The sequence below is a fragment of the Lysinibacillus sp. NPDC097279 genome (assembly GCF_044761745.1).
Lineage (GTDB): Bacteria > Bacillota > Bacilli > Bacillales_A > Planococcaceae > Lysinibacillus.
Genome location: NZ_JBIWDA010000004.1, coordinates 142,302 through 153,977, shown reverse-complemented (window position 1 = coordinate 153,977; position 11,676 = coordinate 142,302). Strand labels below are relative to the sequence as shown.

The 11,676-nt window shown below is 34.7% G+C and carries 11 protein-coding genes; 10 read left to right on the top strand and 1 reads right to left on the bottom strand.

The window, feature by feature from the left end; all coding sequences use genetic code 11:
• Window positions 1-245 precede the first annotated feature (245 nt).
• On the bottom strand, window positions 246-1,424 hold the full coding sequence (locus ACIQ1H_RS16700; RefSeq protein WP_402890218.1) for a NupC/NupG family nucleoside CNT transporter: 1,179 nt from the start codon (window positions 1,422-1,424) through the stop codon (window positions 246-248).
• 379 nt (window positions 1,425-1,803) lie between these two features.
• Here ACIQ1H_RS16700 and ACIQ1H_RS16695 point away from each other — a divergent pair, with 379 nt between their 5' ends.
• The 10 genes from ACIQ1H_RS16695 to ACIQ1H_RS16650 all read left to right on the top strand — a co-directional run bounded on the left by ACIQ1H_RS16695 (window position 1,804) and on the right by ACIQ1H_RS16650 (window position 11,650).
• On the top strand, window positions 1,804-2,511 hold the full coding sequence (locus ACIQ1H_RS16695; protein WP_402890216.1) for a DNA alkylation repair protein: 708 nt from the start codon (window positions 1,804-1,806) through the stop codon (window positions 2,509-2,511).
• Between the two features lie 110 nt (window positions 2,512-2,621).
• On the top strand, window positions 2,622-3,083 hold the full coding sequence (locus ACIQ1H_RS16690; protein ID WP_402890215.1) for a GNAT family N-acetyltransferase: 462 nt from the start codon (window positions 2,622-2,624) through the stop codon (window positions 3,081-3,083).
• Between the two features lie 132 nt (window positions 3,084-3,215).
• Window positions 3,216-3,746, top strand: coding sequence for a hypothetical protein (locus ACIQ1H_RS16685; protein WP_402890214.1), 531 nt, complete (start codon window positions 3,216-3,218; stop codon window positions 3,744-3,746).
• Complete coding sequence (locus tag ACIQ1H_RS16680; RefSeq protein WP_402890213.1) at window positions 3,709-3,930, top strand: M23 family metallopeptidase; 222 nt, start codon at window positions 3,709-3,711, stop codon at window positions 3,928-3,930. The genes ACIQ1H_RS16685 and ACIQ1H_RS16680 overlap by 38 nt, the downstream gene beginning before the upstream one ends.
• Window positions 3,931-4,105: 175 nt before the next feature.
• The gene (gene gmtY / locus ACIQ1H_RS16675) at window positions 4,106-5,593 is read left to right on the top strand and encodes a gamma-mobile-trio recombinase GmtY (protein WP_402890211.1); all 1,488 of its coding nucleotides are present in this window, start codon (window positions 4,106-4,108) and stop codon (window positions 5,591-5,593) included.
• Entirely contained in the window at window positions 5,594-8,329 is a 2,736-nt protein-coding gene (gene gmtZ / locus ACIQ1H_RS16670) for a gamma-mobile-trio integrase GmtZ (protein ID WP_402890209.1), read from the top strand.
• 25 nt (window positions 8,330-8,354) lie between these two features.
• A complete protein-coding gene (gene gmtX, locus ACIQ1H_RS16665; protein WP_402890208.1) occupies window positions 8,355-9,002 on the top strand; it encodes a gamma-mobile-trio protein GmtX in 648 nt (215 codons plus the stop codon).
• 275 nt (window positions 9,003-9,277) lie between these two features.
• A complete protein-coding gene (locus ACIQ1H_RS16660) occupies window positions 9,278-10,039 on the top strand; it encodes a hypothetical protein (protein WP_402890206.1) in 762 nt (253 codons plus the stop codon).
• Between the two features lie 325 nt (window positions 10,040-10,364).
• A complete protein-coding gene (locus ACIQ1H_RS16655) occupies window positions 10,365-10,943 on the top strand; it encodes a GNAT family N-acetyltransferase (RefSeq protein WP_402890205.1) in 579 nt (192 codons plus the stop codon).
• 281 nt (window positions 10,944-11,224) lie between these two features.
• Window positions 11,225-11,650: a MaoC family dehydratase gene (locus tag ACIQ1H_RS16650; protein ID WP_402890203.1), complete on the top strand. Its 426-nt coding sequence runs from the start codon at window positions 11,225-11,227 to the stop codon at window positions 11,648-11,650.
• The last annotated feature ends 26 nt before the right edge of the window (window positions 11,651-11,676 follow it).

The following is an 11,676-nucleotide window of genomic DNA, read 5'->3' as shown; positions in this document are numbered from 1 at the left end:
TTTAGAAGACTACTGCGGTTGATTTCCGTTACGGGCGACGCTTTCCGCGGGCACAGAGTAAGCCGCAACCCTCGCTAACGCGCGGATTGTTGCGTCTCACGTACTGTGCTGTTCCCGCAACTAGTGAAATTGTTTGAGAATTGTTTGAGTGCCTGACACCAAGACAAAAGGCATTAAGAATTGACTTCTTAATGCCTTTTGTCGATGGATTGAGGAAGTAGTGTCCGCCACTTCCTTTTTCTTTTTTATAAAATTAAGCTAACAATAATACCTGATAGTACGCTTACAAGAGTAGCACCAAATAATAATTTTAAGCCAAAGCGTGCGACTACATTTCCTTGCTTTTCATTGAGACTTTTTACAGCACCGACAATGATACCAATCGATGAGAAGTTGGCAAAGGAAACGAGGAAGACAGAAAGAATACCCATTGTACGTTCACTAAAGTGATGATCGCCTCCTGATAAATCCAACATCGCCACAAATTCATTTGTTACTAATTTCGTCGCCATAATTGATCCCGCACTAACTGCTTCAGAGAAAGGAATCCCCATGATGAAGGCAACTGGTGCAAAGATATAACCTAGAATACTTTGGAACGAAATGCCGAACAATAGCTCAAACACACTATTGAATCCAGCCATCAATGCAATAAACCCAATTAACATGGCGCCGACGATAATGGCAACCTTAAAGCCATCAAGAATATATTCACCAAGCATTTCAAAGAAGGATTGCTTTTCATGTTCTATTTCTAAAATATCCTCGTTAGGGTCAATTTCGTACGGATTCATAATTGTAGCGATAATAAAACCACCAAATAGGTTTAGAACTAATGCCGTCACAATATATTTTGGTTCTAGCATCGTCATATAAGCACCTACGATGGACATGGATACAGTTGACATGGCCGATGCACATAGAGTATATAATCGCTGTTTAGAAAGTAGACCGAGCTGTTTTTTTAATGTGATGAAAACCTCTGATTGGCCGACCATCAATGAAGCAACAGCATTATAAGATTCAAGTTTTCCCATTCCGTTTACTTTACTTAATACCCATCCAATTCCCTTCATAATAAACGGAAGGATTTTTAGATGCTGTAAAATCCCAATTAATGCAGAAATAAATATAATTGGTAGTAATACTGTTAAAAAGAATGGTGCTTCCCCTTCGTTTGCTAAGCCGCCAAAGACAAAGGAAACCCCTTCACTTGCATATTCGAGCAACTTGTTAAAAACAGTAGCTATGCCCTTAATAATAATTAACCCAAATTCTGTATTTAACAATAACAATGACAATAGAATTTGAATAACAATCATGGTGATAATTGGTTTGAATTTTATCTCTTTACGATTGGTACTTGCCAACCATGCCAAAAATAGCACAATAAGAATACCTAAAATTGAAATAATGTATTGCATATGTAACCTCCTGATGAATTAAAACATGATGTGTTAGCTTTTCATAAAACCGTTCGCATTAGAAACTTTTTTTATTTTGATTGTAGTTATAATGTGTATATTGCCCAATTTAATAAAAAGAAACCGTACGTATTAATTTTAATTAAGCTTTTCTGTTTAATGGTAACTAAGTGATATTAATAGAAAGTTGATAAAAAAGCAAAAAAAATGATTATAAACGAGTTTTTTGGTGAGCCTTAGGAAATAAAAGGATGAAAAATACACTTATTTACATACCTGAATTTAGTTAATAGCTCGGCTGACAAATGATACTTAGATATAGGATAATGGTGATATATTCGAAATAGACAAAGCTATTTAATGAAGGGAGTGCAAATTAATGAATGTGGAAGAGGTAATGCAGGAACTTGAAGCGCTAGGGAAGGAACGAACTAAAAAAATATACATGTCCAATGGTGCACATGAGCCACTTTTTGGAGTGGCAACAGGTGCAATGAAGCCTATAGCGAAGAAAATAAAGATTAATCAACCTTTAGCTGAAGAGCTTTATGCATCGGGGAACTATGACGCAATGTATTTTGCTGGCATTATTGCCGATCCTAAAGCAATGACGGAGTCCGATTTTGACCGTTGGATGGATTCCGCATATTTTTATATGTTGTCTGATTATGTAGTAGCTGTTACGTTAGCCGAAGCGGATATTGCCCAACAAGTTGCTGATAAATGGATTGCTAGTGGGGAAGAGCTGAGGATGTCAGCGGGCTGGAGCTGCTACTGCTGGCTTTTAGGAAATCGTAAAGATATTGAATTTTCCGAGGATAAGATTGCCACTATGCTAGAAAATGTGAAAAATTCAATTCACGATTCGCCAGAAAGAACGAAATCTGCCATGAATAATTTCCTAACGACAGTAGGTGTTTCGTATATACCACTGCACGACATGGCGCTTGCCACTGCTAAAGCAGTGGGGCTAGTAGAACTAAAAAAGGACAATAAAAAAAGTAACTTCCTTCATGCTTATGAAAGTATTCAAAAGGAAGTTGATAAAGGAAGAATTGGCTTTAAACGTAAATATGTTAGATGTTAAAAGTACCGAAATCATCTAGTGTGAGCACCATTAACCCTTGAGTTTCAAGGGTTTTTTATTACTGCTAAATAGACATTACCCCGCAAGTTAGTCTTGTAAGGAGGACTTTAATGAACCAACATAAAATCTCTGTTATACCATACAGCCCTGAATTTTCTAGGGAAACAGTAACCATGTGGCGTGATAGCAAGGAACAGGCCATTGGTCAGAAAGAAATGCACAGCTTTGAAGATCATGTTTATTTTTTAAATCATATATTACTTGAGCAATATCAAATAGATTTAGCATTTATGGAGGAGTCAGTTGTTGGAATGATTGCCTATCATGATAGTGAGATAAGCCAACTATATATTCATGTCGATTATCAAGGGTTTGGTATAGGTCGCACATTATTAAATAAAGCAAAAAGCCTATCAAGTGGGAGATTAACATTATATACATTTGAAATAAACGAAAAGGCACAACGTTTCTATGAAAAGCATGGATTTGTAGTTATCGGGAGAGGGCATGAAAATGAAGAAAATTTACCTGATATTCAATATGAATGGATAAGTCAACATAATAACTCCTAGCAAAAATTCCCGAAGGAGTCCCAACCTACTTGCATAATTGTTTGCGTGCCTGGCACTTTACAGGTGATGAAACTTATTGCCGAAACAACCGTATATGTTTAATAGTAAGATTTTGTAAAGGGGATATTTCATATGCGAAGTCATTCAATTAAACAAGTAACACCTCAAAATTTCGGGATAGTTTTTTTACATGAGCAATTTGATGAGATTTATAAGCAATGTAATGAAGACTTTAAAAAGATGATTTCTTATGAGCAGTTTAATGAGCTGGCGAGGACCTTTAACTCGAATGTTAAAAACTATGAATTAATTAGTGAGACAACATTAAATAATGTACATTCATATATTTGGGTAGATGATCAGCAAGAAAAAGCTATAAATGTCATGATGGATTCACACAATAGGATACATGGGTTATTATTAAAACCTTTTTTGAGTTTTCCAGAAAGTGATAAAAAGTATACGCAAAATACATATATCATGCCTGTGAATGAAGAATGGTATGTATTTTGGGGTGGGGTAAATGAATTTATCAATTACCATTATGCTTATGAAACGCAAAGGTATGCATATGATTTAGTGATTATGAAGAACGGTACAACATTTAAAGATTCTGCAATTTGCAATGAAAACTATTACGCTTTTAGCCCATTTGAAAAATAAGTCTAGTCTTGTACAAATAGGAGATACAGTTAAACAAGGAGATGCGATTGCCCTGTGCGGAAATTCCTCAGAGCCACATATCCATTTTCAAGTGATGGACTCCCAAGACTATATGAATTGTCAGTCGATACGTATCCGTTTTCCAGAAGGTAAAGATCCGATACAAGGTGATTTTACAAAATAATAGACTAAAAAGAACCGATGAGCGCATTTCTTTATCTAGGGTGAAATATTTATAATCAAACTACTAAAAAGGTATTACATTTTAATGATGTAGTACCTTTTTATTGTAGTTATATAAAAATAAATATGGTATTATATGTAATATTATAATCAAATATTGGTATAGGAGTATATATATGAGATATGTTCAGGTATCTTCAAAAACATATAGGGATAATACAGGCAGGAGCATAGACTTTCCTACTCTTCTAGTTGAGTATAATGGAGAAACAATGCTTTTTGAACAATTACACAGATATCAAATAATGAATCGTAGTAAAAGCAGAACTTGGCATAAAAAGTTAGTACAATCTGTTAGACTATTGCTTGATTATATGGAAGCTAATCAGAAATGTTATTCTTCTCCAAAAGAATTCTTTGATACATTTACCGAGTCTGTTTATTCAGGAACAATAAATGAAGAAGGATTAGATCCTTCGGGACTTTATTGGTTACCTAAAAGAGTTGAAACAGCGAATATGCTTTTATCTACTTTAAATGGGTTATCAGATTGGTTATATGAAGAATATGGAGCTGTTCAATTAAACCCTTGGAGAAAAACTACAAGATATGAAGAACGACTTAACTGGATGGCTCGGATAAACAAAAGTCAGAACTCATTTCTAGGGCATTTAAATGATGTTCATGAAATTTCTGAAACTGCCAAATTAGCTCGCAATGCTGTTAGAAGAAGAAAACCATACTCATCAAAAGGAGATACCAAAGCCTTCCCCGAAAATAAAATACATGATCTCCTATGGGAAGGGTTTAGGAATACAAGAAAGAACTATGAATTAGACCTTGTTGACCGTTATAACTGGCGTGATATTGCCATCACTATAATGATGCATGGCGGTGGACTTAGGCATAGTGAAGTATTTCATTTATGGGTACAGGACGTATTTCCTGACCATGAAGACCCAAATCTTGCTGTGGTGCGAATCTATCATCCAAGCGAAGGAAGGTCCCCGCAGGATTTCAAGAACCCTACTACTGGTAAATATATAACAGACAGAGAAAGCTATCTTCTGTTAAAGTATGGTTTTCTTCCACGCAATATGTATTCCGCACAGGACAAACGATTTGCAGGATGGAAAGAGCCAAGACTAGATAACGATGAAGATAAATACATGCATGTTTACTGGTTGTCAAAGGAATGGGGATACATCTTTATGTATGTATGGAAAATGTATATGGCAAAAAGGTTAAGAGATGGCATTAAGGATACTCATCCATTTGCCTTTGTCTCACATTCTCCTAAAACACTAGGAGAAATGATGCCACTTAGGACTCAGAGGGAGTCTCATGAAAAAGCGGTTGAAAAGATTGGTTTGACAGTCGGAAAGAAAGATGGCACTACTCCACACGGTCATAGACATGCATATGGTCAAAGACTTAAAAATGCCGATCTACCTGACTGCATCAATCAAATTGCCTTGCACCACAAATCCATAATGTCTCAGAAAGTATACACAGTCCCAACAGTTGCAGATGTTACAGCTTCACTAAATAATGCTACTACATCTTTGGAAAATGGTTGTGTACTTCCAATGCAGAATGAGATTGATGCATGGATGAATGATGAAACTATACAGCAGAACAGATACAGATATAGGAGAAAATAAATGACAAGAAAAAATTATGATAATTTATTAAAGTATAAAATGATTGAAGAACTTTGCAACGGCAAATCAGCAAGGAATATTCAGCGAGAATATGGTATTCAACAATCTACTATTATGATATGGCTCCGAGATTTTATTAAAAATGGAGCTTTTGGTGATAATGTATTATCACCAAAAGAAAATCTGAGGTTGGAACAGTTAAAGGAAAAAGCCCAAAAAAGAGAACTTGAGTTAAGGCAACATGGAACAACTAGGAATGAAAACCTAGAATGGCTATTAGAATATGATGCGGATTTACAGGAATGGAATGTATATGCCTCAGATTGGATAAAAACGATTGTAAGAAGCAAATCCGTAGCACTTTCATCTCTATCTAACTTCTTTAAGAAATATGTTATTCCCTATAACATCACTAGGTCTGTGCAGAAGTTCATATCAATAGAATATGACACCCCAGATTTTTACGAGATTATTTACTCAGAAAGAGGCTCACAATCCACTGCATTAATTAAAGCAAAAAAGATTGTTGAATTTGTTGACTGGATTATTGAGGAGAAGTTTTCGGTTGAAGATGATTTTGGGAACAAGCATACTCCTACAGTATTTAGAAATCCTCTAACAAAATACTTACCAGATTATATAAAATCATCACGACGTAATGAATCAGATAAAAATGTCCTGCCTTATAGGTATATTAAAGACCTTCGTAATATACTCTGCCCTCCACATGCAACATGCTTTAAAGACTTGAAATTTGCACAAAGTGCAACCTATAAAACTAGAACAGGTGGAGATTGGTTCATTGTTGATGAGTCGGTTATTGATGAAAATGACATGGACTGTGTTTACAGACTTAGAAAAACTTCCATGCATGAACAGACAAAAAAAGAACTACCTGAAGAAGTATATGAGATGTGGTTTCCGGGGACTACTACAGCGATTTTGACAAAGCTCCTTCTTCCTTTGAGGACTTATCAGGTGCGTATGCTTGACAGTGGCGAAATGGATACTTATAAGTATGTGCAGTCTAAGCGAAATGTGGCTGGAGAATGGATTAAAAATAATTCACATTTACGTCAGGGTGAAGAGAGAAATCCTTTTGCAAGAGGAGTTCTTCGTAAATTCATAGACCAAACAACAGATCATGAAATGACAGGTTTTTATATCAACACGAATAAAACAGCAGACATCAACAAAGAGGAATCCGATAAAGGTTATAACATTCCTTGGCAGTACGAAGAAGTACAATACTGGCTTGCAAAACTTAGGGATTGGCAGATGAAGTACAATCCTATTTCTCAACCTGCAAAATGGACAGAAATGACAAGAAATCACTTAGGACAAATAAAAGATGTGAGGATTTTAAAACAAATGGGGGAAACCACATTTCTTTTCAGAAATCCTACTTCAATAGGAGAGGAACACTTGCCAATAGGAGTAAACAGAATTGATTCTTTTTGGTATAAGACACTTAAACAGCTTGAGGTTCAGCTTAAAGAAAATACATCATCCGAAGAAGAAAGAACATTAAAATTTGTACGTCCAGACTGTGAAAAAACCACTTATTATCCCCTTCATTCACTCAGAGTATCACTTATAACTGCCTATGCTCTTGAAGGTGGCGTTCCAATGCCTATTCTTTCAAAGGCTATCGCAGGTCACACAAGACTCATTATGACGCTTTATTATACAAAAGCAGGTATTTCGTATGTAACGGATAAAATGACTCAGGCTGAAAAGAGCATTCTTGAAAATGATAAAGAAGCCTTTGATAGATTTATTAGAGATGCAAAGTATGAACAGTTGGAAACAAGTGTAGCTGCCAATGACCCAATAGCTTATCAGGCAGTAATCAATGCTCAAAAATCTGGTGCAAGCATTATTATAAGTGATAAGGGAATTTGTCCTAAAGGTTGTTTTGGATGCGATTCGGGTGGCACATATGTTAATGAGAGTACGGATAAAATCAGTTTTGGTGTTGTTCCAGGTTTTCCGGAGCAGAACTGTGTCAGATGTAGGTGGTTCGTAACTAGTCCTGCTTTTCTTCCAGGCTTAGTGCATCATTTTAATACCATAGGCTACAATCTTGGCGAAACAGGAAAACGAGTGATTAAATATCAGCATGATATAGAACTTTTAGAAAATGAAAAATATGATTGTGAACTTAAAGGAACCATATTTACAAAACATCATGAACTGCTTAAATATGAGCAATTATATACCCAGGAAATACAGAAGAATGATAAGCTAGCAAACGATTATAATGCCAATCTTCGTCTTATTGATAAGTGCATGAAGTTAATCAAAAAATCATCTTCTGATCATGGGTTTCAGCTTGTTACCGTAGGTTCTATATCGGATGTTGGAATTTCTATTAATAACATTGAACATGAACTTGAACAGCTTCAAATCATCTGTAATGGGGCGGAATTGTTTCCTGAAACAGATGTAAGCAAGGCAGTTCTTCAAAGATCTCAAATCATAGATTTAACATTAAAAAATAACAATAAAATGCCCGTTATGTTCTCATTAACAGAAGAAGAACAGCTCATTGCAGGAAATCAATTCATGAGGCTTTTGATTAATCGTGCAGGTAGTTTAAAAAATGTTATTCCTTATGCAATCGGGCGTAAGAAACTTGAAGAAATCGGGTTTGAGAATGAGTTTGTTGATGAACTTAAGTCTGTGACTTTAAACAGTAATTTATCACTAACACATAGTTCTACTATTAATTAGTAATAATTTATGTATTGGAGGATATATGATGGAAATACATCCAGATGAACTGTTCTCAAAGTTTTACGAGAACGCTTCTACGAGGAAGAAGAAAACATTAGAACTCATAAATAACGCCTGTATAAAACAGGCCGAGTCAGACATAAGAGATTTTTCTATTGGTAATATAGCCAGACTGATAGCAGATGATGGTGGTCCAAGTGAACAGGCACTTAGAAATAAAAATGCCGAGGATTACAGAGCTTTGATAAGCCAATGGGCTAAATACTATAAAACTAACACTAAAAAGCCTAAAAAAGAAAAGAGAACAACCATAAATGATGATATTTTAGCAAGTATCTCTGAATCAACAACAAAGGCATTAGTTGGTATGCTTATCGCAGAGAATAAAAAGCTCAAAAGAGAAAACTCTCTGCTTAAGGAACAAACAACCTTTACAATTGATATGCGCCCTATAAACGATATAAGCAAAAATAAGAATGGCGTTATAGTAGAGCCCTCTTATAATCTGACAGATACCGAAATGGATGCACTGAACAATGCTATATCCAACGAATTTATGAACCAACAAGGGTGGACTACCGATAATTATGGCAGAGTAAAAGAAAACGGCATCCAGATATATAAGGCAGGATATGTAACTGCCATACAAAAAATTCTTAATAAAATATAAAAAATAGAACCATTATCTCAAAAAAATTTGATTTAATGGATGTATTTTTATATTGTGGTCTTTTAATAAATATGGATAATTTTTAATTAAGTTCGATCAATTTATAATAATGTTTGATAAAAACTTGTATAGAAATGTAGGGTTTTTACTTATTCAGCAATCGGGCCATATTGTTGAAGATTATCCTTATAGGGTTTGGATATTTATGTTAATATTTATATACTTAAACTATGTGGGTAAAAAAGTTTATTAAGTGTACATAATGGGGGAAACTTATGATTAAAGAGGAGTTTTTAAAGAGTATAAAATCATTGATAAAAATGCACTCTAATGGATTGCTTGGAGGGGAAGTAATGCCAGAAGATGTTCTAATTGGTGTTGTTAAAGAAGATGATTTAATGGATGTTTTAACAATGGGGATGGCTTTAAACTATCAAAGAAATTCATATAAACTGTGGGAAGCGGTTTTAAAAGCATATCAAGATGAAGAAACAAAATGGATTTTCAACACGAAGGTAGTTGCCAATTGTCATATAGATACTTTACGAGAGACATTACTTCTGCATCGTGTAGGATTACAACCTAATCGACATCCAGAAATCTGGCAGCGAGTAGCAAAAGGAATCCTGAATTCTTCTGAAAAAGGGAATGTTCAAGGTCTTATTGAATCTGTTCGTTCTGATATTCTTCCTTTAAAAGAATTAATGCAAGGTACTCGAAAAGCAGATTTCCCTTATTTATCTGGACCGAAAATTTTTAATTATTGGCTATATGTCTTGGAAAGTTACACCAATATTTCTTGGGATTCTCGTGAACTTATCACAATAGCACCCGATACTCACATCTTGAAGGCTACGGTTAGATTAGGGTTATGTTCAGAGGAAATATTAAATGGTGGAGCAGATGATAGAAAAGTTGTAGCAGATGCCTGGGAGACTGTACTTAAAGGAACAGGATTAGCACCAATTGATGTCCATACGCCATTATGGCTTTGGTCTCGTGCTGGATTTCCCCCATTACTAGAATTTCAAAGATAAACATTAATATCTATTTGAAATAATGAGGGTTTTAATCCAACTGGTAAAATGTAGTAATTATTATCTTGATCTTCAACAATCGGGCGCAATTCAGTAGCAAGAATTGCGCTATTTGTTTTTTGGGGGGTATTTTATAGTGGATGAAAACTGTCATTTTGTAAGTGTATATTTTAGGGGAATTTGATAAAATTTAAATAATTATATTTAGAAGGAGGCGGTATATTATGAAAATCGCGAACAAATTTAACGGGGTGAATCTATTTTAAGGGACGAGCGTATAAATCCCCTATAAACTATGTGGTCCCTAAAATCCGGAGGGAAAAAAGTGATTATTAGAGACTATAGAATTAATGACGAGACTGGTTGGGTAAGATGCCGAACACTTGCGTTTTTACAGACTGCCTATTTTGATAATGTACTAAATAAGAAAGAATGTTATGAAAATCCAGCAATCGAGCTAGTCGCAGAGTTGGATGGTCAAATCGTTGGGCTTATTGATGTAGAATATGAAATAGAAGAACGAACAGTTTGCTCCAGAGGAGAAGGGTTAGGAGGGATGATTTGGCATATAGCTGTTCATCCGGATTTCTCCAGACGTGGAATAGGACAACAATTACTCTATGCTGCTGAAACTAAAGCTAGAAGAGTGAATTTAAATCGTTTTGAGGCTTGGACAAGAGATGATTTATGGGTTCAGAACTGGTATGAACAAATGAATTTTAATATCGTTGATTCCTATTATCACGTTTATTTTGAAGGAAATGAAATGAATCATCGAATTCAAAGTAACATGCCCAATCTATACTTAGTTAATGCTTTTACTCATTACGTTGGGAAAGATATTGACCAATTTACAAATAATAAACGTATTCACCAATGTGTTTGTTTTGAAAAATCATTTTAATCATTTCTAGGTTATAAATGACATAATTATCAATAATACTATTCAACAATCGGGCGCATTTCTTTAATAAGGAATGCGCCTTCCTCTATTAAAGGGCCATTTAATTGAATAACACATTAAAAGAAAATAGATGTTTAAGTTAAAATTTATGAAAGCTTGTGAAGATGTACTTAAGTCAATGATCAGGTTTCTTGAGGTAGGAAAAAGTAATACTAACCATTAATAGTAGGTGTTAAAATAGATTAAGTAATCGTGTTAATTAATATTTAAGAGGTGTTTTTATGAAGTTAGATGAATTTACAATTGGAGATGTGTTCGAAACTAAACCATACAAATTAACAAAAGAGGATATTATGAGGTTTGCAGGTGAGTTTGACCCCCAATATATGCATTTAGATGAGGAAAAAGCAAATCAGGGAAGATTTAATGGAATCATCGCTTCTGGGATACATACACTAGCTATTTCATTTAAGCTATGGGTTGAAGAAGGTAAATATGGTGAGGATGTTATTGCCGGAACAAGAATGAATAATATTAGATTTATAAAGCCGGTGTATCCTGATGATGAACTACATATCATTGTAAAGGTTATTGATAAGAAAGCAACAAAGAATGAAACGGGTATCCTAACGGTATTATTATCTACTATCAATGATAAGGAAGAAAAAGTTTTTGAGGGCGAATTATCTGCATTGATAAAGCGATGAAGGTTATTTTAAATTATTGAACACCA

Bases quoted from the DNA above. Each gene is read 5' to 3' on its own strand.
- ACIQ1H_RS16685 (WP_402890214.1), top strand. From the start codon at position 3,216: ATGCGAAGTCATTCAATTAAACAAGTAACACCTCAAAATTTCGGGATA.
- ACIQ1H_RS16680 (WP_402890213.1), top strand. From the start codon at position 3,709: ATGAAAACTATTACGCTTTTAGCCCATTTGAAAAATAAGTCTAGTCTT.
- ACIQ1H_RS16700 (WP_402890218.1), bottom strand. From the start codon at position 1,424: ATGCAATACATTATTTCAATTTTAGGTATTCTTATTGTGCTATTTTTG.
- ACIQ1H_RS16690 (WP_402890215.1), top strand. From the start codon at position 2,622: ATGAACCAACATAAAATCTCTGTTATACCATACAGCCCTGAATTTTCT.
- gmtZ (WP_402890209.1), top strand. From the start codon at position 5,594: ATGACAAGAAAAAATTATGATAATTTATTAAAGTATAAAATGATTGAA.
- ACIQ1H_RS16660 (WP_402890206.1), top strand. From the start codon at position 9,278: ATGATTAAAGAGGAGTTTTTAAAGAGTATAAAATCATTGATAAAAATG.
- gmtX (WP_402890208.1), top strand. From the start codon at position 8,355: ATGATGGAAATACATCCAGATGAACTGTTCTCAAAGTTTTACGAGAAC.
- gmtY (WP_402890211.1), top strand. From the start codon at position 4,106: ATGAGATATGTTCAGGTATCTTCAAAAACATATAGGGATAATACAGGC.
- ACIQ1H_RS16695 (WP_402890216.1), top strand. From the start codon at position 1,804: ATGAATGTGGAAGAGGTAATGCAGGAACTTGAAGCGCTAGGGAAGGAA.
- ACIQ1H_RS16650 (WP_402890203.1), top strand. From the start codon at position 11,225: ATGAAGTTAGATGAATTTACAATTGGAGATGTGTTCGAAACTAAACCA.